Genomic DNA, 23,866 nt, shown 5'->3' on the forward strand with positions numbered 1-23,866 from the left:
CGAACGTCCGGTGCACCCTGCCCGAACGAAGAACGACTGCGTCAGGCAGGTCTCCTGGCTCACGGGTCAAGGCCGGTCCGGCCGCCTTCTCAGGACGGTGAAGTCCCAATGGCGTGAATGGCCGGTCGGCTCGCCGCTTACAGTTGCAGGGGCAGCCGGGGTTTTACACTCCGTTCCCTTTTGATCCCCTTTCGGGGAACCTGTCGCGGCGCTGCAGGTAGCGGCGCTTTTCGCGTGCTGCAAGTGCGAATGCTTGCGCCCTTCAAAGGCTTGGCATATCAGGGCCTGTGTAACGGGTGCCCGAAAGGGCTTAATCGGGAAGTCCGGGCGGCGGTGAAAACCGCTTAATCCGGCACTGCTCCCGCAACTGTAACCGGTGAGCGCTTCGCCACGATGCCATTGGGATTCGTCCTGAGAAGGCGGCGCAAGCGCGATGATCCGGGAAGTCAGGAAACCGGCCTGTTATCGTCGTTTCTCTGCGCGGGCGGGATGCACCGGGCGGACGAAGGCTGATCCTTCGCGGACGACACATGTGTGCGTTGTTGCCGAAGGGAGCCTGTGATGATCAGCACCTGACACCGTTCATCCGCGCTGCTCGCTGCGGCGCGTCAGCGGCTCGCCTGCGTCGGGATTGCCCGATGCTGCGCCGCATTCATCTCCCGCGCCCAGATTTTTCCCACGCTCAGGCATCTCTCACATTCAGGAGGCCGCCAGATGGTCCGTAATGCCCGTTTCGATCTCGCCGTGTTCGGCGCGCTCGCCCTCGTCATGCTTATTACCCGCACCCATTCGCTCAGCAATGTCGTCCACTTGCCCGATACCAGCCTTGCCAGCTTCTTCGTCCTCGGCTTCCTTGTTCGCCGCGCCGTCGCCTTTGGCGGCCTCTTCCTGCTAGGTTACGCGATTGATGTGATCGTAATCGGCTGGTTCGGCCAGTCCGATTTCTGCTTTACCCCAGCCTACTGGATGCTGGTCCCCGCCTATGGCACGATGTGGCTTGCGGGCCGTTTCGGTGCGGAAAATCTGGGTGAACGCGCTTCTGCTCTACCGGCAATAGCGGTGCTTGTCACGGCTGCCACGCTGGTTTCGCAACTCTTCTCCAGCGGCGGTTTCTATTTCCTCGGCGGGCGCTTCTCTGATCCCACCCTGGCAGGCTTCATGCCGCGCCTTGCACGCTACTTCCCTACGACGCTCTATGCCACGCTGCTGTGGACGGGTGCTGCGGCGGGCATCGTTGCACTGCTCTCGGTCGCTCGCCCGCAACTGCGCGCAGGCAATCGCAAGTGACCAGCGTGGATGAAACGGCCCATCGCGAACGGGCGCGCAAGCACAAGGCGGTGGTCGATGCCAAAATCGCGGCCGCCAAGCGCGACAAGGGCTTGCTGCTGGTGCTTACCGGCAATGGCAAAGGCAAGTCCTCCAGCGCCTTCGGCATGGTGGCACGCACGCTCGGCTATGGCCGCAAGGCAGCCGTGTTCCAGTTTATCAAGGGTGCTGAAAACATCGGTGAACGGGCTTTCTTCTCGGCCCACCCAGATGTCATCTGGGAAAAGTGTGGCGAAGGCTTCACCTGGGAAACCCAGGACCGCAGCCGAGACATAGCCGCCGCCCGCGCGGGTTGGGAGAAGGCGAAAGCGGCTCTCTCCGATCCCGGCATCAGCCTCGTGGTGCTGGATGAACTTACCTATCTCGTGACCTACCGATACCTTGGGTTGGACGAGATCATGCCCGCGATAGAGGCACGTCCCGAAATGCAGCATGTTGTCATCACTGGCCGCGCTGCCGACGATGCGCTGATTGCTGCGGCGGATACGGTCAGCGCGATCCGCGACGTGAAGCACGCCTTTCGCGATGGTGTGCGCGCGCAGGAAGGGATCGACCGTTGAACGCGGCAGCCTGTCCGGCGCTGATGGTCAGCGCGCCGGCTTCGGGACAGGGAAAGACCACCGTTACCGCGGCGCTTGCCCGCCGTCACCGGCAGGCAGGGCGGCGGGTGCGGGTGTTCAAGTGCGGGCCGGATTTCCTTGATCCGATGATACTGGAGCGGGCCAGCGGCGCGCCGGTCCATCAGCTTGACCTGTTCATGTGCGGCGAGGCGCAATGCCGCAGGCTTCTGCGCGAAGCGGCACAGGACGCGGACATCATCCTTGTGGAAGGGGTGATGGGCCTGTTCGATGGCAAGCCCTCCGCCGCCGATCTTGCGGCGCGGTTCGGGTTACCGGTGCTGGCGGTGATCGATGGCAGCGCGATGGCGCAGTCTTTCGGGGCCTTGGCGCATGGCCTTGCCAGCTACCGGTCCGATATCCGCGTGGTGGCGGCGCTGGGCAACCGGGTGCGCAGCGAACGTCATGCCGAAATGCTGGCCGAAAGCCTGCCGCCCGGCCTGCACTGGCTGGGGACGCTGCCGCCTGATGAACAGGCGGCGCTGCCAGAGCGGCACCTGGGGCTGGTGCAGGCAGGCGAGATCGATGATCTGGACGCGCGGATCGACCGCGCTGCCAGCAACCTTTCGGATGTCGCATTGTGGTTGCCCGATCCGGTTCCCTTCGCGGATTGCGAGGGGCCGGATTTCGGGCAAAATCTTGCCGGACGGCGCATCGCCGTGGCGCGCGACGCGGCCTTTGCCTTTATCTATCGTGCCAATATCGGCTGTCTTGAGGCGATGGGGGCGCAGATCACGTTCTTTTCGCCGCTGGCCGATTTTTCGCTGCCGGAATGCGATGCCCTGTGGCTGCCGGGCGGTTACCCCGAACTACATCTTGACCGTCTTTCTGCGAACCACGCGATGGCACAAAGCATTCGCGCCCATCATGCCGCAGGCAAGACCATTCTCGCTGAATGCGGCGGTATGCTCTATTGCCTTGATCAGATTGATGACGGGAAGGGGCATCGCGCACCAATGCTGGGGCTGATGCCGGGAGCGGCGACACTTCAACCACGCTTGGCAGCGCTGGGACCGCAGGCGATCGATTTGCCGAATGGCGCGCTGCGTGGCCACACGTTCCACTATTCCCGGCTTGAAACCACGCTCGCTCCGCATGTGCGCGCGCAAACGCCTGAGGGAAGGCCCGGCGAAGCCATGTTCCGTCTGGGATCGCTGTGGGCCAGCTATTTCCACGGCTATTTCCCATCGGCACCATCAGCAGTTGCGTCAATTTTAACCGGAGGATGATGCTGCTGATTCCGAAGAGTTTTATAACCCTCTTGCAAATGCAACCGACTCGCAATAGCGAGGATGCAAGATTCGCTCTTCGGGGAAAAACATGCGTCGTCTCATTGTTTCCATTCTCTGCGCCACGGCGCTCGTTCCGATTTCCGCACATTCGGCAGAAGCAGAAGCTGATGCGGAAACCGGCGCAGACGCACGCACCATAGTCGTTACCGGGGCGAAAAGCGCAGCGACCACTTCGACCAAGACCGACACGCCTATTGTCCAGATTCCGCAGCCCATCACGGTGATTGATGATAGCGTGTTTCTGGCGCAGGGTGCGGTGAGCATTGGCGATACGCTGAACTACGTTTCAGGCGTCACGGCCAATCCCTATGGCCCCGATAGCCGCGTGGACGGCGCTTTCGTGCGCGGGATCAATGCCCTTCAGTTTCGCGACGGGATGCGCGATATCTTCAGCTATTACGCCAGCATCCGCGCCGATCCATACAATTTTGATCAGGTCGAACTGGTGCGCGGTCCCGCTTCGGTGCTGTTCGGGCAGGGCGCGCTGGGCGGCATCATGAACCTTGTGTCAAAGCGGCCTGAGTTCGAGACGCGCGGCGAAGTTTCGCTGCGCTATGGCTCCTTCGACCGCAAGGAAGCCCTGTTGGACCTTACGGGCCCGCTGGCCGACGGTGTGGCGGCGCGCGTTGTGGCGCGGGTTCGCGATGCGAATACGCAGACGGATTACGTGCCCGACGATCGCGTGATGGTTTCACCCTCGATCACGTTCAAGCCTTCGTCCGACACGACGTTCACGCTGATCGGCCTGTATCAGGAGGACGACGGCGGTTCCACGGCGCAGTTCCTGCCGCTCGTCGGCACGATTCTGCCCAATCCCAATGGCAAGCTGGCCAACAGCCTGTTCGTGGGCAAGCCGGGCTGGGATCGATACGATGGCCGCCTGCTGCAAGGCACGGCGCTGCTGGAACATCGGTTTGACGAGAATGCCCGCATCAATCTGAAGGCACGCTATATCGACAGCGATCTGACCTATTTCACGCACTACCCCGACAATTACAGCAATCCGACCAACCCCTTCCTTGATGCCGATCAGCGGATCATGGGGCTGTATGTCGATGGCAGCATCGCGCGGATGGAGATTTTCTCTACCGACAACAACCTGCAGCTTGATTTCAACACGGGTTCTTCCGTCCGTCACACGGTGCTGACGGGTATCGATTACGCAGCCAACTCCGTTCACAAGACCGGCGGCTTTGCCTACGAAACGTTCGATATCTACGATATCGATTATGCTGCCTTGTCAAACTACGGCGGCGGGCTTCCGACGCCGACCTACATTGCCGAAGATGTCGATCAGGAGCAGACGGGCATCTATCTGCAAGACCAGATCCGTTTCCATGACCGCGTATCCGTGGTGCTAGGAGCGCGGCGCGATTGGACCCGATCAAAAAGCTTTGGCGGGGCATGGCGGCGCAATTCCGCAACGACCTTCCGTGCAGGGATCATCGGGGAACTGGCACAGGGCATTTCGCCGTTCTTCAGCTATACTGAAAGCTTCGAGCCGATTGCTGGCACTGCCAGCGATGGCAGCGCCTTTATTCCCAAGTCTGGCCGCCAGTTTGAAGCCGGGGTCAAGTTCCATCCGGCAGATGCCGTGCTGGTCACCGTCACGGGCTACCACATCCGCGAAAGCAATCGCCCGGTTTCGGACGACAGCACTGCCGATCCATTCGATCAGGTGCAGATCGGCGCGCTGACATCGAAAGGCGTCGAGTTCGAAGGCCGGGCAACACTTCCGGGGCAATTGAGCCTGATTGCCAACGCCAGCTACAACGAAGCCGAGGCTGATGGCACAGGCCGCCAGATTGACAACGTGCCCAAGTTCAACGCTTCGTTGTGGACGACAAAAGGTTTTGCGCTGAGCGATGAAGCCTCGCTGTTGCTGGGCGGCGGTGTTCGCCATGTTGGCAGCCAGCGTTCGTTCGGTGCCGCGTTCCCCGATGGCGTTCGCACACCGGCGTTTACGCTGGTGGACGCATTGGTCGAACTTTCATGGCGCGACTGGGCCTTTACCGTGAATGCCACCAACCTGTTCGGCAAAAGCTATTATTCCGCCTGCCTTGCGCGTGGCGACTGCTTCATGGGCAGTGAACGCAACGTGATGGGCACCGTGAGCTATCGCTTCTGATGTCGGGTAGCGCCCTGCTGGCAGTGGGTGCCGCCGTCGGTCTTTCCGGCGTGGGCACCTTGCGTCTTTCGTGGGGTGCGGCCCAACGGTCGACATTGCTCAACGCGATAGGTTGGGCGATGTTGGTTGGGGCGTTGATTGCCGGATGGGCCTCTGCCGGGGCATGGGGCGCGACCGTCGTTTCTCTATGGGCAATGGGCGCCGCGCTGGCGCTGCTGGCCGCCGCTGCATGGGGTGATCCATCGGCGCGGGGCAAGGCATCGAACCGGCGAGCGGGCATGGTGCCAGAGCCAGGCGAGCCCCGGCAGGTCTTGCGGCGCGTGACGACGTTTTGCATCGTCATCATCGGCGGGCTTGCTGCTGCCATCGCTCTGGGCGTCATGACGCGCTGGGTGGCATTGTTTGCCGGAGCCGATGAGGCCGATGCCAATGTTCTGGCCTTCTTCGCGGTGCCACTGGCATGGGCGATCCTCGCCTTTGTGCTGATGATGACGGACCGCCGCAAGCGCCAGTTGGCGATGATCGCGATACCTAACTTCGCAGCAATTCCGGCACTGATCAGCGGGAGCGTGATGTGAGCCGTGTGATCGAATCCGGGACTGTCAAAAAGGCGCTGTCGGCCCATGCGGCGATTGGCCTTCTGGCAGGCGCTCTCCTCTATATCGTGTCGCTCACGGGCACGGTTGCGGTGTTCTATGAAGAACTGCAACGGATCGAACAGCCCGGTGCGCCCGAAATGGCGGCCATCGCGCCCGATGCGGTGCAGCGCGGTGTGGAAGCCGTGCTGGCGAGCGAGAACGGCAAGCCGCGTACCACGCATCTCTACGTTCATCTGCCAACCGCAGACCTGCCACGCGCCACGATCACCACCGATACGCAGGCCTTCCATCTCGACAGCACTGGCGCGATTGCCGAGCCAGAGGAAATCGCATGGTCCGATTTTCTTGTCGCACTGCATTATACGCTGAACCTGCCAGCTATTGTGGGCATCACGATTGTTGGCATTCTGGGCGTGATGCTGCTGACCCTGGCGCTTAGCGGTGTTATCGCGCATCCCCGGATTTTCCGCGATGCGTTCCGCCTGCGCGCGCGTAACGATAGCGGCGTCGGCCTTGCCGACTGGCACAACCGGCTCAGCGTATGGACGCTGCCGTTCTCGGTCGCCATCGCGCTGACCGGGGCGATGATCGGCCTGGCCACGGTCACCGCCTATGCCATTGCCAGCAGCAGTTATGATGGCGACGTCGAAGCGGTGTACGCGCCGGTCTTTGGCGGGGAAGGCAAGCCTGACGCTGCACCTGCACCAGCGCCCGATGTTGCGGCAGCTCTCGCCTATATGGCGCGGCATTATCCCGATGTGTCGATCACATATGCGACATTGCATGATCCGATGACGCGAGGCCAGCATGTCCAGATCGTAGGTGAACACGAGCGCAGACTGATTTTCGGGGAGTATTACGGCTTTGATTCCGAAGGCCGCTTTCATGAAACGGTTGGTCTTGCCGATGGGAAGCTGGGGCAGCAGGCGGCGGCTTCGGCCTATCAGATGCACTTCGGCACTTTTGGCGGGCTGCCTGTGAAGCTGGCCTATTTTGTGCTGGGAGCAGCGCTGACGGCGATCTGTGCGACCGGCACTTACATCTGGCTGGGCAAGCGGCGGCGGCGGGGTATCGATGAGCCGACTTTGCGCGCGCTGTGGCATGGTGTGGTCATCGGAACGCCTGTGGCACTGGTCATGACCTTTGTTGCGCGGATCGTTTTTGGCAACGAGGCGCCCTTTGCCATCGTTTTCTGGTCGTTGATTGTCATGGCCGAAGTGATTGCCGTGGTGGCGGTACGCCGGCAGTCCGCCACACGATGATGCCGACAGCGGTGTAAATATCGTGGGAACCGCGCTCCGATCTATGCGTTGGCACGGCACCTCTAGTTTCGTTACGCGCCTTCAGTTCGTTACGCAGGGGGCGGCCAACTCTTGCGAGAACGGATACCGGTGAAGACAACACATTTGGCGCCGCTTTCGCGCACTGCTGACAGATGGTCAGGGGTGGGGCTTGTGGTGGGCGTCGTGTTCTTCGTGATCAGTGCCGCATCAGCTTATCTCAATATCGAACGTATCCGTGCCAGCGATCGCCAAATTCGCCATACGCACCAAGTGCTGATCAGCATGAACGAGCTGCTTTCGGCAACGCAGGATGCCGAAACCGGGCAGCGGGGCTATTTGCTGACGGGGAACAGCAGTTATCTGGCTCCCTACAATGCCGGCGCGAAGGGTGCGCGCGAGAAACTTGCAAAGCTGAGCGACCTGACGCGCGACAATGCGCTGCAGAGCGCGAACCTTGTTCCGCTGCGCAATCATCTCGACGCAAAGCTCAAGGAACTGGCCGAGACGATTGCGCTACGGCGCACGCAGGGCATTGCACCTGCACTGGCGGTTGTCGCAAGTGATCGTGGCAAGGCCGAGATGGATGCGATCCGCGCGCAGCTTGATGTCATGGCGCGCGAGGAAATGCGCCTCCGCCAGTTGCGCATGGCAGAAATGCAGATGGCATCGCAGACAGCGATTGTCAGCGGAATTGGTGCCAGCCTGATAGGTATTGCGCTGACCATTGCGATCTTCTTCATGCTGCGAAGGACGAGCCGTAGCCGCGCGCGCCAGCAGTGGCTTCAGGAAAGCCTGGTTGGTCTGTCGGAAGCGATGCGGGGCGACAAAACCGTGCCGGAAATTGGCGCGGCGATTTTGGCCTATCTTGCCGAAAGGACAGGGTGCAGCGCCGGTGTTCTGTACAAGGGAGAGGCGGGGACGTTCAACCGCGCCGCGATGATCGGCGTGCCGGGCGATGCCGTTGTGCCTGAATCTTTCGTGGTGAACGAAGGTCTGACTGGCAGGGTTGCGGCTGAAGGCCGTCTGATGACGTTGAGCGATGTTCCCGCCGGCTACCTGACGATCGGTTCTGCGTTGGGCCGCCAGACGCCGCGCCATCTAGTTATCGCGCCAGCCACGGCGGATGGCGTGGTCAACGTGGTCATCGAACTGGGTTTCTTCGATCCGGTTGACGATCTGGTGACCGAACTGCTGGAGCAGTCGGCAGGGGCTGTAGGCATCGCGCTCCGCTCTGCACGGTTCCGCGCGCGGCTTCAGGATGCGCTTGAGGAAACGCAGCGGCAGGCCGGTGAATTGCAGGCGCAGAGCGAGGAACTGCGGGTTTCGAACGAGGAACTCGAGGAGCAGGGCGTTGCACTGCGGGAATCGCAGACGCGGCTGGAACTGCAGCAGGTCGAACTCGAACAGACCAATTCGCAGCTTGAAGAGCAGGCGCAGGCGCTTGAAGGGCAACGCGCCGAACTCGAACGCTCAACGCTGGCGCTGCAGGTAAAGGCGAGGGAGCTTGAGCAGGCGAGCCAGTACAAGTCCGATTTCCTCGCCAACATGAGCCATGAACTGCGCACGCCGCTCAATTCGTTGCTGATCCTGTCGAAGCTCTTGGGCGACAATCCGGGCGGCAACCTTTCGGACGAGCAGGTGAAGTTTGCGCAGACGATTGAATCGTCGGGCAACGATCTGCTGACGCTGATCAACGATATTCTCGATCTTTCGAAGATCGAGGCAGGGCATATCGAAATCCAGCCCGCGCCCGTCTCGGTAGAGCGGCTGGCGGCCGATATGCTCAAGGTGTTCCAGCCCATCGCCGATGAGCGGGGCCTTGCGCTGGAAATTGCGCTGTCGCCCGATTGCCCGCCGCAGATCGAAACGGACCGGCTGCGGCTTGAGCAGGTACTCAAGAACCTGTTGTCGAATGCTCTGAAGTTTACCGAGCGTGGCAGCGTGCGTCTTTCCATTGCGCGGGTCGATAGCGACAAGGTGGAGCTGGCGGTTATGGATACCGGAATCGGCATCAGGCCAGACCAGCAGGAGGCGATCTTCGCAGCGTTCCAGCAGGCCGATGGCACGATCAGCCGCAAGTATGGCGGCACGGGCCTTGGCCTCTCGATCTCGCGCGAACTGGCTCGGCTGCTGGGCGGTGAAATCCGGTTGGATAGCGAGGTGGGCAAGGGCAGCCGCTTTACCATCACCATTCCCATCCATTACGACCCGGCGCTAGTGCGGCCAAGGGAACAGGCGGTGGTGGCTGCACCACCCCTGCCGGTGCCAACGACCGTGCCGCAAACCGCGCGTCCCATTGCACCTCGCCGTGCGGTCGAGGATGATCGTGGCGTGTTGAGCGGCGGCGATCAGGTGTTGCTGATCATTGAAGACGACCCGACCTTTGCGTCGATTGTCCGTGACTTGTCGCACGAGATGGGATTCCGGTGCGTTATTGTTGGCACCGCTGGCGAAGCGATCAATACGGCGCGCGAGCTGAAGCCGAACGCTATCATCCTTGACGTGGGCCTGCCCGACCAGTCCGGGCTGACCGTGTTGGACCGGCTTAAGCACGATCACAGCACGCGGCACATTCCGATCCACGTTATTTCCGCTGGCGATCAGGGACAGACAGCGCTGGCGCTCGGAGCCGTTGGCTTCCTTGGCAAGCCCGCGCGGCGCGAGCAGCTAGCGCAAGTGCTGGCCGGAATGCAGGCGAAATTTACGTCGCCAGCGCGCCGCATCCTGATTGTCGAAGATGACGCGGTTCAGCGCGATGCCGTGAGCCAGCTTCTCAAATCGCAGGATGTCGAAACAGTGGGCGTGGGCACGGCGGCAGAATGCCTCGATCAGCTGCGCGACCAGATCTACGACTGCATGGTCCTCGATCTAACGCTTCCCGATGCGTCCGGCTTCACGCTGCTGGAGAAGCTGAGCGAGAACGATGGGCAGAGTTTCCCGCCGGTGATCGTTTACACCGGGCGCGACCTCACAGCGGACGAAGAACAGAGGCTGCGGCGCTATTCCAGTTCGATCATCATTAAGGGTGCGAAATCGCCAGAGCGTCTGCTCGACGAGGTTTCGTTGTTCCTGCATCGTGTCGTAGCTGAGCTGCCGCCTGAGCAGCGTCAGATGATCGAGAAGGCACAGCACCGTGACGCCGCGCTGGAAGGGCGTCGCATTCTTATCGTCGAAGACGATGTGCGCAACGTCTACTCGCTCACCAGCGTGTTCGAACCGCGCGGCGCGCTCACACAGATCGCGCGCAACGGACAGGAAGCGCTTGATGCGCTCGCGGCGTCCGAAGGCAATCCTGACCGCAAGATCGACCTTGTGCTGATGGACGTGATGATGCCGGTGATGGACGGGTTGACTGCCGCCCGCGCAATCCGCGCGAACCCCCGATGGAGTAAACTGCCCATCGTTATGCTGACCGCCAAGGCCATGCCTGACGATCAGCGCAATTGCATCAATGCTGGCGCGAACGACTATATCGCCAAGCCCATCGACGTTGACAAACTGCTGTCGCTCGCCCGCGTTTGGATGCCACGATAGTGGCTGATACGCTGGACGATATCGAAATACAGTTGCTGCTCGAAGCGCTGTATCACCGCTATCACTACGATTTTCGGCATTATGCCCGCGCTTCGATAAAGCGCAGGCTATTGCAGGCGCGCGTGCAGTTGGGCTTTGGCAGCATTTCCGCGATGCAATCCGCCGTGTTGCACGACGAAGGTATGCTGCCCCGTCTGCTGAATTATTTGACTGTTCAGGTCAGCGAGATGTTCCGCGATCCGGCCTATTACCTTGCGCTGCGCGAAAAGGTGATTCCGCACCTCAAGACCTATCCTTCATTGAAGGTCTGGATTGCCGGGTGCAGCAATGGTGAAGAGCTTTATTCGCTGTCGATCCTGTTCCGCGAGGAAGGGCTGGCGGACAAGACGATGTTCTATGCCACGGACATCAACCCGACCGCGCTGAAAAAGGCGCAGGTCGGCGTCTACCCGCTCGACGATATTCGCCTCTTCACCGAAAACCATCAGAAGGCGGGCGGCCGCTCGTCATTGTCGGATTATTACACGGCCGATTATGGCCGGGCGGTGTTCGATAAATCGCTGCGCAAGCAGGTGGTCTTTTCCGATCACAGTCTGGTCACCGATGCTGCGTTCGGTGAAATGCACCTGATTTCGTGCCGCAATGTGCTGATCTATTTTGATCGTCCATTGCAGGATCGCGCGCTGGGCCTTTTCCGGGAATCACTGGCACGCAGGGGGTTCCTTGGCCTTGGATCAAAGGAAAGCCTGCGCTTTTCGGCCCATGCCCACGCCTTTGCCGATTTCTGCCGGGAGCAGCGGATCTATCAGCGGAGCGAACCGTGACGGTGGGGGCCATCGTGATCGGCACGTCCGCTGGCGGCGTTCAGGCGCTTTCGCGCATCCTGCCCGGCATTCCGGTTGATTTCCCACGGCCGGTGCTGGTTGTCATTCACGTTCCGGCACGGCGGGGTAACGCCTTGGTCGAACTGTTTGGCAACAAGTGCAAACTGCCGGTGAAAGAAGCGGAGGACAAAGAGCCGCTTGAGCCAGGCACGGTCTACTTTGCGCCGCCGGACTATCATCTTTTGGTAGAAAGGGACGGCACCATCGCGCTTTCATCGGACGAACTCGTGAACCATTCTCGCCCTGCCATCGATGTGCTGTTCGAAACCGCAGCAGATGCCTTTGGTGCAGCGCTGACCGGCATCGTACTCACCGGGGCCAACCACGATGGTGCATCCGGCCTGAAAGCGGTGGGAGAGGGCGGGGGCATGGCCATCATCGAAGACCCGGCTTCTGCCGAAGTGCCGACGATGCCCGCAGCAGCGCTGCAAGCATGGCCACCGGCGCGCGTGATGAATATCGACCAGATCATAGCCTTCCTTCAAGAGCCAGCAGCCCGATGACGGTACAGACCGACCCTATTAAATTCCTGCTGGTCGATGATCTGGCGGATAATCTTGTGGCGCTTACCGCCCTGCTCAAGCGGGACGGACTGGATCTGCACACCGCGCGCAGCGGTGAAGACGCGCTCGAACTGATGCTGGTGCATGATTATGCGCTGGCGCTGCTCGATGTGCAGATGCCAGGCATGGACGGGTTTGAACTGGCAGAGTTCATGCGCAGCAACGAACGATCGCGCCATATTCCGATCATTTTCGTCACCGCAGGGACGGCGGACGTGACCCGGCGCTTCCGTGGCTACGAAGCGGGTGCTGTCGATTTCATCCAGAAGCCGATTGAGGCTGCAATCCTCCAATCAAAGGCCGACGTGTTCTTCGATCTTTACGATCAGCGCCGCCAGATCGTGGCACAGCGCGATGAACTTGCCACCCTCAGCACTGCGTTGCAGGCGGCGGACAAGCAGAAGAACCGCTTCCTTGCCGTGCTGGCGCACGAATTGCGCAATCCCATCGCTGCGCTGAACGCCGGGCTGAGTGTGCTGCAGCGGCGCGAACCGTCAGAGACGGTGCGCCATGTTGGCGGAGCGATGGGTCGCAGTCTGAAACACATGGGCCGATTGGTCGACGATCTGCTGGACATCGCCCGGATCGATCAGGGCAAAATTTCATTGAAGACAGAGCCGGTCAACCTTCAGGATGTAGCTACGTTTGCGGCCGAAACTGTCCAACCAGCCATCGACGAGGCGGGCCATTGCCTGCATCTTGATCTTGGGCCGCAGCCGATCATGCTCGTAGCAGACCATGCTCGCGTCACCCAGATTGTCGGCAACCTTATCGGCAATGCCGCCAAGTATACGCCCAAGGGTGGTGAAATCCGCGTCACGCTTCGCGAAGAAGGCGCATCGGCCGTTCTTGAGGTTACTGATAATGGGATCGGTATTCCGCAGGATCAGCAAAGCCGGATTTTCGGCATTTTCGAACAGGTCGATCTTGGCGGTGGCATCAAGCAGGACGGGCTTGGGGTTGGCTTGGCACTGGTGAAACAGCTTGTCGAACTGCACGGCGGAACCATTGGCCTCAAACACAGCGCGCCGGGTGAAGGCAGCGCATTCGAGGTGCGGTTTCCGCTCCGGCCAGTGTCCTAAACCAACTGGTAAATCCCATTCTCGTGGGCAACGTAGGCCGGTGGCACCGGAAAGGTTGAAACGGACGGAACGCAGAGCGTGAACGAATTCGTCACGATGTCGCACTACGATGTTCATTTCGGTCGCCGCTTCAAGTCGCGGTCGACCTCATCTATTTTGATAGTCTGGTGGAAAAACTGCTCGCTATCGTGGCGCAGCAAAAATTCGCACGATACTGGCACGAATTGCGCATTTCAGGAAAAGCGCGAACCACGCTATTCCGGGATAACCTGTAACGCGGCCTTACTGTCTGGCCATCAAGGCGCCGGGGAACCATGTCTTCCAGCACTCGTTCTGGCGGGTGAAGAGGACGACATATGCTTGGCAAGATCATTTCTGCAGTTGTCGGCAAGAAGATTGCCGAACGTACCCCCGGCATGAGCGAAGGTGGCGGCGCGCTGATGGGCGTTGTTGCTGCAACGGCCATGCGGCGCATGGGGCCGATGGGCATGGCGGCGGCTGCCGCCGGAACGTGGCTCGTTTCGCGGCATTTCAAGAAGAAGCAGGCGCGCCAACGGCACCTGCCGTATTGAACTATGCCTGATAGCAGGCCGCTCGTTCCATCTGGACCGGGCGGCTTCGCTACAAGTGGAACCGGTAATTCGAATCAAGCGACCCGCGCGACGGGCGGAACGTGTGTTCTGCCTGCGCGAGGCTTTGCGCGTGCGAAACATGAAGGAAGCTGACGATGGCAAAGACTTCTCCCGCAACTCCCGCCAGCCCAAATCCTGTCACGCCGGCGCTTGAAAATGCGCTGGCTGATCATCAGCCGGGCAGCGGCAATGCGGCTTATGGAACCACCAAGGGCAATGCCGGTGAGACGAAACAGAACGCAGGCACCGAAGCCGATGGCGCAGCTTTTCTGACCGACAACTTCGGCCACCGCCTGTCTGACAATCAGAACAGCCTGAAAGCGGGCGAACGCGGCCCGACGCTGCTCGAAGACTTCATCCTGCGCGAGAAGATTTTCCACTTCGATCACGAGCGCATCCCCGAACGCATTGTCCACGCGCGCGGCTCTGGCGCGCATGGCGTGTTCGAAGTGATGAAGGCCATTCCCGAACTCACCAAGGCTGGCCTGTTCCAGAAAAAGGGCACGACCTGTCCGGTCTTCGTGCGCTTTTCGACCGTGGCAGGCGGGGCTGGGTCGGTTGATACGCCGCGCGATGTACGCGGGTTTGCGGTGAAGTTCTACACCGAAGAGGGCAACTGGGATCTGGTTGGCAACAATATCCCGGTGTTCTTCATTCAGGATGCGATCAAGTTTCCCGATCTTGTGCATTCGGTGAAAATGGAAGCCGACCGTGGCTATCCGCAGGCAGGCAGCGCCCACGATACGTTCTGGGATTTTGTCGGCCTGATGCCCGAAACCATGCACATGATCATGTGGGCAATGAGCGACCGGGCCATCCCGCGCACCCTGCGCATGATGGAAGGTTTCGGCGTCCACACCTTCCGCTTCGTCAACGCGGCGGGCGAAGGGCGTTTCGTCAAATTCCACTGGAAGCCGGTTCTCGGCATGGAATCGCTGATCTGGGACGAAGCGGTGAAGATCGCGGGCGCCGATCCCGATTTCCATCGCCGCGATTTGTTCGAAAGCATTGCCGCTGAAAACTTCCCCGCATGGGATCTGGGCGTGCAGGTGTTTGACGAAGAGTTTGCAGCAAGCCAGCCTTACGACGTGCTCGATGCCACCAAGCTGATACCCGAAGAGGATGTGCCGGTTGAGATCGTCGGGCGCATGACGCTGAACCGTAATGTCGACAACTTCTTTGCGGAAACGGAGCAGGCGGCGTTCCTGCCCAGCAACGTCATCCCCGGCATCGATTTCTCGAACGATCCGCTGCTGCAAGGACGTCTGTTTTCGTATCTCGACACCCAGAAGTCTCGCCTCGGCACCACGAACTTTCACCAGATCCCCATCAATGCGCCCAAGTGCCCGTTCCACAACATGCAGCGCGACGGCCTTATGCAGACGCTCGTCCCCACGGGGCGCGCCAACTATGAACCAAACTCGCTGGATGAAGCGGGCGAAGACAGCGGCCCGCGCGCCTGCCCGGAAACCGGTTTCACCTCGTTCCGCGAAAATGGCGAACGCAACGATCCGACCGAGAAGGTACGGGCGAGGGCAGAACTCTTTGCCGATCACTACAGCCAAGCCGCGCTGTTCTTCCATTCGCAGACGGACAGCGAACAGGCGCACATCGCTTCGGCGCTGGTGTTCGAATTGTCGAAGGTATCGCTCGAACACGTCCGCAACCGCGTCCTGTCCCGCCTGCGCAATGTGGACGATACGCTGGCGCAGCGGGTGGCCGATGGGCTGGCAATTGACCTGCCCGAAAAGGCCCCTGCCGCGCGTGAGCCGGTCAAGATGAAGCCTTCGGACGCGCTTTCGATCCAGAAGCAGGCCAAGAAGACGTTCGAAGGCCGCAAGGTCGGCATTCTCTTTGCCGAAGGATCGGATAAGGAAACCATCGACAAACTGAAAGAGGGCGTTGAGGCCGAGGGCGGCAGCGTATTCCTTGTTGCGCCCAAGGTCGGCGGCATTGCGGTCAAAGGCGGCACGCTCAAGGCCGATGGCCAACTCGATGGATCGCCCTCAATCATGTTCGATGCGATAGCATCAGTGCTGATGCCCGATGCCGCTGAGAAACTCTCGAAGCAGGGCGCTGCGGTGCAATGGTTCATGGACGCCTATGGCCATTGCAAGACCATCGCCCACTGCAAGGGCACGCAGGTCATACTCGACAAGGCCGGGGTCGAAAAGGACGATGGCGTCGTTCCCAACGACCAGCTTCTCAGCGTCGGCCCCGTGCGCCACTTCGCGCGCGAACCGATGATCCGCAACCTCGCCTGAAGGAGTGCAGACAATGGCTACCAAGGCAAAACGTGAAACCCACGCAGCCGCAAAATCGAAGGCCATCGCCAAGGCAAAGGCCATCGCTCCCGACGTGCCGGTGCGCATCGGCCAGACCCCTGAAACCGATCTGCGTGGCCTGCCCGATGTGTTTGGCCGGTTGATCGAGGATCATGACCGCCACCGTGCGCTGCTGTCCATGATCGAGGCGACCGATGGCAAGGGCGAAGACCGCGCCGCGCTGTTCGAAGAACTCGTCTACGAACTGAAAGCCCACGCTGCGGCCGAGGAGCAGGCCCTGTGGTCCACCGTGTTGCGTAACCCCGAAACCACCGAGTTCGCTCGCCACGCCGTGGCCGAGCACAAAGATATCGACAAGATGCTCGACGACCTGACCGCGCGCGACATGGGCAAGAAGAAGTGGATGGAGCGCTTTGCCGACCTGAAGCACGAGTACCTGCACCACATCCGCGAGGAGGAGCAGGAACAGTTCGTCGAAAGCGAGAAGATCCTGTCAGATGCCGACCGCAAATACATGCGTACGGTGTTTGAGCGGCGCAAAAAGGAAGAGAAGGCCGCCGCCGAACTCAAGCCAAAGCTGAAGATTAAGGCTATCGCATGATCAGAAGGGGCGGAGGATTATTTCTCCGCCTCTCCCGCATCGCCCATGCGGAATTCGTTCCACATGCCGTTGATGATCCCGAACGCCACGGCAAGGCCAAGGCCGAGAACCCAGGTGAAATACCACATTGGTCTTGCTCCTCAGTAGAAGTCGGGGCTGGTCTGGATTTCGCGCATGGTCAGCCGCCCAAACAGCACTTTGATCGCCCACGCGGTATAGGCCAGCACGATCGGCAGCATCACCACGGTTACCAGCAGCATGATCCACAGTGTCAGGTGGCTCGACGATGCGTTCCACACGGTCAGGCTCGATCCCGGATCGATGGAACTGGGCAGGATGAACGGGAACATCGATAGGCCCACGGTCGCGATGATCCCCACAGTCGCCAGCGCGGAACCGCCGAAGTTCAGCAGGTGATTGCGGCCACGGATGCCGACCAGCGCCAGAATCGGCCCCACCAGCCCCATCAACGGGGCAAACAGGGTCCACGGCTGCGCGGCATAGTTGGTCAGCCATGCCCCGGATGCGGCAACGGCGTGGGCATAATGCGGGTTCGAAGGCCCCGCGGTATCGACCACGCTGCCCAACCGGAAGCCCATGCCGGCTTGCGCTACCGCCACGCCGCCCAGTGCGAACAGCAGCAGCGCGACCATTGCCGCCATGCTGCCGATCTTGCGCGCCCGCTCCAGCACCGGCCCATCCTCGATCTTCATCGCGAGCCAGCCCGCGCCATGCAGCACCAGCATCGCCACCGACAGCAGCCCGCTCAGCAGCGCAAAGGGCGTGAACAGGCCCAGCAGCGTGCCTTCGTAGAAGCTGCGCAGATTGTCATCGAGCCGGAACGGCACGCCAAGCAGCACGTTGCCCACCGCCACGCCGAACACCAGCGCGGGGACAAGGCCGGATACGAACAGCGCCATGTCCCACCGGCTCCGCCATGCGGCGTCGGAATGCTTTGAGCGATACTTGAACGCCACGGGCCGCAGGATCAGGGCAGCCAGCACCAGAAACATCGCGATGTAAAAGCCTGAAAAACTCACCGCATAGACAAACGGCCACGCTGCAAAGATCGCTCCGCCGCCAAGGATCAGCCACACCTGATGGCCTTCCCAATGCGCTGCCACCGAATTGATCACCAGCCGCCGCTCGGCATCGTCTTTCGCCACAAAGGGCAGGAGCGTGGCCACGCCAAGGTCATAGCCATCGGTCAGCGCAAAGCCGATCAGCAGCACGCCCATCAGCGCCCACCAGATCACCCGCAGCGTTTCATAATCGAGAGGAATAGCCATCGTCCTCGCTCCTTATTCTGCGGGGAGCGGCGCAAAGCCGCCGCCGAAGGACGTTTCGTGTTCGGGTTCAGGCGCATGTTCCACCGGTCCCTTGCGGATCGATGAAAGCATCAGCCGCACCTCGATCACGGCCAGCACCGAATATAGCGCGGTGAACCCCGCAATGGTTGCCCACACTTGCCCCACGGTCAGCGACGATGCGCCAAGGAACGTCGGCAGCACGCCTTCCACCGCCCAGGGTTGGCGACCGATTTCCGCCAGCAGCCACCCGAATTCGATGGCCACCCACGGCAGCGGGATCATCGCCACCGCCACTTTCAGGAACCAGCGCTTTTCGAAATGGCAGGTGGACGAACAATAGAACGCCAGCGCGAAGAAGCCGATGAACGCGAATCCCAGCCCCGCCATCAAACGGAACAGCCAGAACATCACTGGCACGTTGGGGATCGTATCGCGCGCCGCCTGCACTATCTGCGCGTCGTTCGCCTTGCGCGGATCATCGATGTGGCGCTTCAGCAGCATGGCATAGCCCAGATGCGCCTTGTTGCGTTCGAACGCCTCGCGCGCGGCCATGTCGGTCCGATTGGCTTTCAGCTTTTCCAGCGCGTCATAGGCCAGAATGCCTGCGCGAATGCGTTCGTCCGCTTTCAGCACGAGATCGTTGATGCCCATCACTTCGCCCGAAAGGCTGCGGGTGGATATCAGCCCCAGTACATAGGGGATCTTCACTTCATAGGCGGTCGTTTCGGTCTCAAGATTGGGAATGCCGAAGATCGAAAGGCCCGCAGGCGCAGGCTCGGTGTGCCACATCGCCTCAATCGCGGCGAGTTTCATCTTCTGGTTGTCGGTCAGGGCATAGCCCGATTCATCGCCCAGCACGACGACCGAAAGGCTCGACGCCAGCCCAAAAGCCGATGCCACCATCATCGATCGCTTGGCAAAGCCCACCCACTTGCCCTTCAGCAGATACCACGCCGAAACGCCCAGCACGAAGACCGAGGCGCAGACATAGCCCGCGCTGACAGTGTGAACGAACTTGGCCTGCGCCACTGGATTGAACAGCACGGCTGAAAAATCGGTCACTTCCATGCGCATCGTATCGGGATTGAAGCTGGCCCCGGCGGGGTTCTGCATCCATCCGTTGGCGACCAGAATCCACAGCGCCGAAAGGTTGCTGCCCAGCGCCACGCAGAACGTGACCGCAAGGTGCCCTACGCGCGAAAGCCGGTCCCAGCCGAAGAACATCAGCCCTACCATCGTCGCTTCAAGGAAGAAGGCCATCAGCCCCTCGATGGCCAGCGGCGCGCCAAAAATGTCGCCCACATAGTGCGAGTAATAGGACCAGTTGGTCCCGAACTCGAACTCCATCGTCAGGCCGGTTGCCACGCCCAGCACGAAGTTGATGCCAAAGAGCTTGCCCCAGAACCGCGTGATCTGCCGCCAGATCGGGCGGCCCGTCATCACATAGACGCTTTCCATGATGACGAGGAGAAACGAAAGTCCAAGCGTTAAAGGCACGAACAGGAAGTGGTACATCGCGGTCAGCGCAAACTGAAACCGCGAAAGCTCGACAACAGCCATGTCCATCACGAAGGCCCCTTTGGATCGTGAAGCGTGAAATGCGCGCGCCCGAAAGGCCCGAATCGATAAGGCCTGTCGTTTATCCGAATTGTTAATATGAGGATATGGTAATATTTCCTTGCGGTCAACCTGCATGGCACGCCATAAGCCCGCAGAGATATGACAGATTCCCCGTCCGCTTTCCTGAAAATCAAATCGCATCAATTGCGTAGCGCATCGTTGTGGTGGAGCGCCGATGGGCTTGGCGCGGCGCTATTCGCAGGTGCGCTGGCCTTTTGGCTGGGCAGCGCAATTGCGGGCCGCACGCCGTTAGCAGGCGCGCTGGCGCTTGGTGCACTAGCATTCAGCGGGGCGTTTCGCGGGTTTGCGCAGGCACGCGGCGCGGTGCAGGGGCAGATCGCAGCCACTGCCGCCAAGCAAGCCCTGCGGGCGCGTCTGTTCGCCGCGTTCCTGCCCACGGGCTTTCGCCGTGGGCGCCTGCCGGGCGAGGATATGCGCACTGCGATTGACGATGTGGAAACGCTCGATGGCTATATCGGGCGGTTCGCGCCGCTCCGCAAGGCGGCGGTTCTTTCTCCGCTCGCTTGCGCTGCACTGGCGGCGTTCGGAAGCTGGGTCGCCGCTACGATCATGCTGGCAACACTCGTGCCTTTCGCGCTCGGCATGATGCTGGCAGGCACCGCCGCGCGGGTTGAGGCAGAGCGACAGCATCTTGCGCTTTCACGCATGACTGGTCTCTTTGTGGATCGCGCACGCACGTTGCCCACCATCGTCAGCTTCGGCGCAGAAAATCGCGTCACCCGCCAGATCGCCAGCGCCGCGCAAGACGTGGCCACGCGCACGCTGCGGGTGCTGCGCATCGCTTTCGTTTCCAGCGCTGTGCTGGAGTTTTTCGCTGCACTGTCGGTCGCACTGGTCGCGGTCTACTGCGGGTTCTCGCTGCTTGGTATTTTGCCGTTCACGCCGCCTGAAACGCTTGACCTTGCGCGTGCCTTCTTTGTCCTTGCCCTTGCGCCAGAATTCTACCTTGGAATGCGCCGCATGGCCGCCGCCTATCATGACAAGCAGCAGGGCGAAGCTGCATTGGCCGCGATGGAACCTGAACTTGCGAAAGCTGAAAGGCTTGTCGATCAGGCCCGGCCATTCGAAGCTGTGCCGAAGGGCCTTGGGGCGGAAAACCTGCTCGTGCGCTATGACGATGGCTCGACCATTGGCCCGTTCAGTGCGCAATGGCCGGAAACGGGGCTTCATGCGATTGTCGGCCCCACCGGCGCAGGCAAGTCGTCGCTGCTCCATGCGCTGGTTGGCATGGTCCCGGTGGTGAGCGGGCGCATGGTCGCAGCCGGGCAGGACATCATGCCCGGCGCGCTCAATCCCCATATCGGCTGGAGCGGGCAGCGCCCATTGCTTCTGCCCGGAACGCTTGAAGATAACCTTTTGCTTGGCAACGCTGAAGCCGCCAATTGGCGCGACCTTGCGCAAAAACTGGGCCTTGATGCCCTGCTCGATGCGCGCGGCGGCGATCTGGTTATCGATCCGGTTGGGGCGGGCCTTTCGGGCGGAGAGCGTCGCCGCATCGGCCTTGCCCGCGCGATCCTGTCGGGCCGTCCGATCCTCCTGCTCGATGAACCGACCGCCGATCTCGATGCCGCCACTGCACAGCGCGTTGTGGACGTTCTGCACCACATCGCGCACACTCGCCTCGTCATCGTTGCCACGCACGATCCGCTATTGCGTGGCGCGGCGCAATCCACATTGGCTTGCCCATGAAACAGCCTCTCCCCATTGCGCTCATCGCCCAGCGGAAGGCCGGCATCGCCGCCAGCATCGCCGCTGCACTCGCGGCCTTGGCCGGGGTCGGCCTGCTCGCCATATCTGGCTGGTTCCTGACCGGCGCAGCTCTCGCCGGAGCAGGCGGCGTCGTGGCCGTGCAGGCGTTCAACTACCTGCTGCCCAGCGCAGGCATTCGCGGTCTTGCCATCATGCGCACGCTGGCGCGCTATTTCGAACGGTTGCTGGGTCATCGCGATGCCTTGCGTGGGCTGGCAGACTTGCGCCCCCGGCTCTTTGCGCGGCTTGCCTCGGCAGATATGGCCGAAATGGCGCAGCGCGGCGGCGGGGTGGTTGCAGCCCATCTCGGTAGCGATGTGGAAGCATTGGAAGATCTCGCCATTCGCCGCGTGTCCGCCGTGTCCGCTATCACTGGCGCGTTGGCAGGGTTGGGGGCAGCGCTGCTGGCGGGAGTTGCGCCAGCAGCGATCCTCGGCGCAGGCCTTGCTATCAGCATGATCGCCACGCGCTGGGCCGCCCCGCGCCTGCTGGCGCAGCCGTGGCGCGATCATGGTGAAGCCTTGGAACGCCTGAAAGGCCTCTATGGCGAATATGCCGGGGCCAGCGTGGAACTCGCGCTGTTCGGCCAGACAAGCCGCGTTGCCACATTGCTGGCCGAACAAGCCGCAGCGCTTGACCGGGCGCGGCTGGCCATCGTGCGTGCCGAAGGCCTGCTGCAAACGCTGCAACTCACCATCGCCTCGGTCACGGTCGCAGCAATGCTGGGCACCAGCAGCGCAACGCTGCCGCTACAAGCGCTCGCCGCACTGGCGGGCGCTGGCGCGTTCGAGGCGCTGGGCGGATTGGGCCACTCCTTCCTCCAGCGCGCGCGGGTTGATGCAGCGCTCGCGCGGCTCGAAGCAATTGCACGTCTGCCAGAGCGGCCTAACCGTCACGTTTCCTTGCCACCGCAACCTGCAATCACCCTCGGCAGTGGCGCGGATACGCTGAACCTTCCGGCAGGCGGGCGGGTGCGGATCACTGGACCATCGGGCAGCGGCAAGACGCGGCTGGCGATGACGCTGGCCGGCTTGCGCCGGGATGCGCCCGAACCTGCGCTGGTCGGTGGCGTGTCCGCTACCAGTCTTGCCATCGAAGCCTTGCGTCTGATCTTCGCGGTTTCCGCGCAGGATGCCCCGCTGCTCGCCGGAACCGTGGCCGACAACCTGCGCCTTGCCCGGCCTGGCCTGAGCGAAGCGGAGATGTGGTCGGCGCTCGAAATCGCCTGCCTTGCCGATACGGTGCGGGCCATGCCTGCCGCGCTGGAAACATGGCTCGGCCCTGATGGTGCGCGCCTGTCCGGCGGTCAGCGCAAACGCCTGTCGCTCGCCCGCGCGCTGCTGGCGCAAAGGCCCTGGCTAGTGCTGGATGAGCCGAGCGAAGGCCTTGATCTGCAAACCGAAAAGCGGATGGCGCAAGCCTTGGATACTTGGCTGCGCGATACCGGCACGGGCCTCGTGCTGGTCAACCACCGTCCCGGCCTCGACTGGCTGGCGCAGCAGGTCTACGCGGTGAACGACACCCAGTTACGATAGAGCATATAGGTGGCCACTACCACGATCAGCCCCGCAAACAGCGTGTTCAGCAATCCCTTCGCCCCGGCCAACCGCCGCGCCGCCATCGCGCCAAGGATCGACCCAACGATCCCGCCCGCGATGAAGGTTGCGGCCAGTGGCAAGTCCAACAGGCCCGAGGCGGCATAGTTGGCGGCGGTGGTGAGGCCGAACGTGGCAACGGCGATCAGCGAGGTGCCAATGGCGCGGTAGATCGGCATGGCGGTGGAGGCGACGAGCGCGGGGACGATGAGGAATCCGCCGCCGATTCCGAAAAAGCCCGAAAGCATTCCAGTGCCCACGCCGAACAGCGCGACCTTCGGCAGGTTCTCACGGTTGCACTGCACGCCCTCGATTCCCGCACCACCGCGCCCACGATACATCAGTACTGCGACGACGAGCATCAGCAAGGCAAAGAGAAACAACAGTTTTTCGCCGTCGAATGCCTTACCCAGCGTCGATCCGCCCAGCGCCCCCATCACGCCCGCCAGCGCGAACGATCCGCCACAGCGCCAGTTCACGTTCCGAGGCCGCGCGTGGTTGAAAAGTCCGGCCAGCGCATTGGCCGCAACCGCCAGCGCGCTGGTGCCGATGGCGAGGTGGGGGCTTTCGACGCCGACGACATAGACCATCAGGGGCACCGCAAGGATCGAACCTCCACCGCCGACAAGGCCCAAAGTGAAGCCGATCAGAACCCCGCTGAAAGCCCCAAGCAAATACTGGATTTCGCTGTACATTTTGCGGGCCTTCGGTGGTGTTTAGTGGCGCGTAGGTGCAGCTAGTTGCA

At 61.6% G+C, this 23,866-nt stretch carries 19 protein-coding genes and 2 riboswitches; of the genes, 15 read left to right on the forward strand and 4 right to left on the reverse strand.

What is annotated here, in order from left to right; genetic code table 11:
• Positions 1 to 26: 26 nt before the first annotated feature.
• Positions 27 to 219: riboswitch (cobalamin riboswitch) on the reverse strand.
• A 58-nt stretch (positions 220 to 277) separates the two neighbouring features.
• Positions 278 to 478: riboswitch (cobalamin riboswitch) on the forward strand.
• A gap of 236 nt (positions 479 to 714) precedes the next feature.
• The 13 genes from HGI47_RS10865 (at position 715) to HGI47_RS10925 (ending at position 16,826) form a co-directional block, all read left to right on the forward strand.
• Positions 715 to 1,287 carry a hypothetical protein gene (locus HGI47_RS10865; protein WP_168852786.1) on the forward strand — a complete coding sequence of 191 codons (573 nt, stop codon included), beginning with the start codon at positions 715 to 717 and terminating at the stop codon, positions 1,285 to 1,287.
• Positions 1,284 to 1,886, forward strand: a complete 603-nt coding sequence (gene cobO / locus HGI47_RS10870; RefSeq protein WP_168852787.1) for a cob(I)yrinic acid a,c-diamide adenosyltransferase — start codon at positions 1,284 to 1,286, stop codon at positions 1,884 to 1,886. Before HGI47_RS10865 ends, cobO begins: the two co-directional genes overlap by 4 nt.
• Entirely contained in the window at positions 1,883 to 3,172 is a 1,290-nt protein-coding gene (locus HGI47_RS10875) for a cobyrinate a,c-diamide synthase (RefSeq protein WP_240950129.1), read from the forward strand. The genes cobO and HGI47_RS10875 overlap by 4 nt, the downstream gene beginning before the upstream one ends.
• Positions 3,173 to 3,263: 91 nt before the next feature.
• Positions 3,264 to 5,363 (forward strand): TonB-dependent siderophore receptor, encoded by a 2,100-nt coding sequence (locus HGI47_RS10880; RefSeq protein WP_168852788.1) that lies wholly within the window; start codon positions 3,264 to 3,266, stop codon positions 5,361 to 5,363.
• Positions 5,363 to 5,941 carry a hypothetical protein gene (locus HGI47_RS10885; protein WP_168852789.1) on the forward strand — a complete coding sequence of 193 codons (579 nt, stop codon included), beginning with the start codon at positions 5,363 to 5,365 and terminating at the stop codon, positions 5,939 to 5,941. Before HGI47_RS10880 ends, HGI47_RS10885 begins: the two co-directional genes overlap by 1 nt.
• Positions 5,938 to 7,224 (forward strand): PepSY-associated TM helix domain-containing protein, encoded by a 1,287-nt coding sequence (locus HGI47_RS10890; RefSeq protein ID WP_168852790.1) that lies wholly within the window; start codon positions 5,938 to 5,940, stop codon positions 7,222 to 7,224. The genes HGI47_RS10885 and HGI47_RS10890 overlap by 4 nt, the downstream gene beginning before the upstream one ends.
• Positions 7,225 to 7,353: 129 nt before the next feature.
• Positions 7,354 to 10,779, forward strand: a complete 3,426-nt coding sequence (locus HGI47_RS10895; RefSeq protein ID WP_370521690.1) for a response regulator — start codon at positions 7,354 to 7,356, stop codon at positions 10,777 to 10,779.
• A complete protein-coding gene (locus HGI47_RS10900) occupies positions 10,779 to 11,603 on the forward strand; it encodes a CheR family methyltransferase (RefSeq protein ID WP_168852791.1) in 825 nt (274 codons plus the stop codon). The genes HGI47_RS10895 and HGI47_RS10900 overlap by 1 nt, the downstream gene beginning before the upstream one ends.
• A complete protein-coding gene (locus tag HGI47_RS10905; RefSeq protein WP_168852792.1) occupies positions 11,600 to 12,166 on the forward strand; it encodes a chemotaxis protein CheB in 567 nt (188 codons plus the stop codon). Before HGI47_RS10900 ends, HGI47_RS10905 begins: the two co-directional genes overlap by 4 nt.
• Positions 12,163 to 13,308 (forward strand): hybrid sensor histidine kinase/response regulator, encoded by a 1,146-nt coding sequence (locus tag HGI47_RS10910; RefSeq protein WP_168852793.1) that lies wholly within the window; start codon positions 12,163 to 12,165, stop codon positions 13,306 to 13,308. The genes HGI47_RS10905 and HGI47_RS10910 overlap by 4 nt, the downstream gene beginning before the upstream one ends.
• 356 nt (positions 13,309 to 13,664) lie before the next feature.
• On the forward strand, positions 13,665 to 13,880 hold the full coding sequence (locus HGI47_RS10915) for a hypothetical protein (RefSeq protein WP_168852794.1): 216 nt from the start codon (positions 13,665 to 13,667) through the stop codon (positions 13,878 to 13,880).
• A 155-nt stretch (positions 13,881 to 14,035) separates the two neighbouring features.
• Positions 14,036 to 16,204 (forward strand): catalase, encoded by a 2,169-nt coding sequence (locus HGI47_RS10920; RefSeq protein WP_168852795.1) that lies wholly within the window; start codon positions 14,036 to 14,038, stop codon positions 16,202 to 16,204.
• Between the two features lie 13 nt (positions 16,205 to 16,217).
• Positions 16,218 to 16,826 carry a hemerythrin domain-containing protein gene (locus HGI47_RS10925; protein WP_168852796.1) on the forward strand — a complete coding sequence of 203 codons (609 nt, stop codon included), beginning with the start codon at positions 16,218 to 16,220 and terminating at the stop codon, positions 16,824 to 16,826.
• Between the two features lie 17 nt (positions 16,827 to 16,843).
• Here the strand turns inward: HGI47_RS10925 and cydX are convergent, their stop codons facing one another.
• From cydX to HGI47_RS10940, 3 genes are read right to left on the reverse strand one after another with little or no spacing between them, the layout of a single operon-like run.
• Entirely contained in the window at positions 16,844 to 16,954 is a 111-nt protein-coding gene (cydX, locus tag HGI47_RS10930; protein ID WP_168852797.1) for a cytochrome bd-I oxidase subunit CydX, read from the reverse strand.
• A gap of 12 nt (positions 16,955 to 16,966) precedes the next feature.
• Positions 16,967 to 18,115, reverse strand: a complete 1,149-nt coding sequence (gene cydB, locus HGI47_RS10935) for a cytochrome d ubiquinol oxidase subunit II (RefSeq protein ID WP_168852798.1) — start codon at positions 18,113 to 18,115, stop codon at positions 16,967 to 16,969.
• Between the two features lie 12 nt (positions 18,116 to 18,127).
• Entirely contained in the window at positions 18,128 to 19,702 is a 1,575-nt protein-coding gene (locus tag HGI47_RS10940; protein WP_168852799.1) for a cytochrome ubiquinol oxidase subunit I, read from the reverse strand.
• A gap of 198 nt (positions 19,703 to 19,900) precedes the next feature.
• Between HGI47_RS10940 and HGI47_RS10945 the strand changes: the two genes are divergently transcribed.
• Both HGI47_RS10945 and HGI47_RS10950 read left to right on the forward strand, forming a co-directional pair.
• Complete coding sequence (locus HGI47_RS10945) at positions 19,901 to 21,466, forward strand: ABC transporter ATP-binding protein/permease (RefSeq protein ID WP_240950130.1); 1,566 nt, start codon at positions 19,901 to 19,903, stop codon at positions 21,464 to 21,466.
• Positions 21,463 to 23,061 carry an amino acid ABC transporter ATP-binding/permease protein gene (locus HGI47_RS10950; RefSeq protein WP_168852801.1) on the forward strand — a complete coding sequence of 533 codons (1,599 nt, stop codon included), beginning with the start codon at positions 21,463 to 21,465 and terminating at the stop codon, positions 23,059 to 23,061. Before HGI47_RS10945 ends, HGI47_RS10950 begins: the two co-directional genes overlap by 4 nt.
• Here HGI47_RS10950 and HGI47_RS10955 read toward each other — a convergent pair.
• A complete protein-coding gene (locus tag HGI47_RS10955) occupies positions 23,031 to 23,816 on the reverse strand; it encodes a sulfite exporter TauE/SafE family protein (RefSeq protein WP_168852802.1) in 786 nt (261 codons plus the stop codon). The two genes, HGI47_RS10950 and HGI47_RS10955, sit on opposite strands and share 31 nt — an antisense overlap.
• Positions 23,817 to 23,866: the final 50 nt, after the last annotated feature.

It is taken from the genome of Novosphingobium sp. ERN07, assembly GCF_012641335.1.
Lineage (GTDB): Bacteria > Pseudomonadota > Alphaproteobacteria > Sphingomonadales > Sphingomonadaceae > Novosphingobium.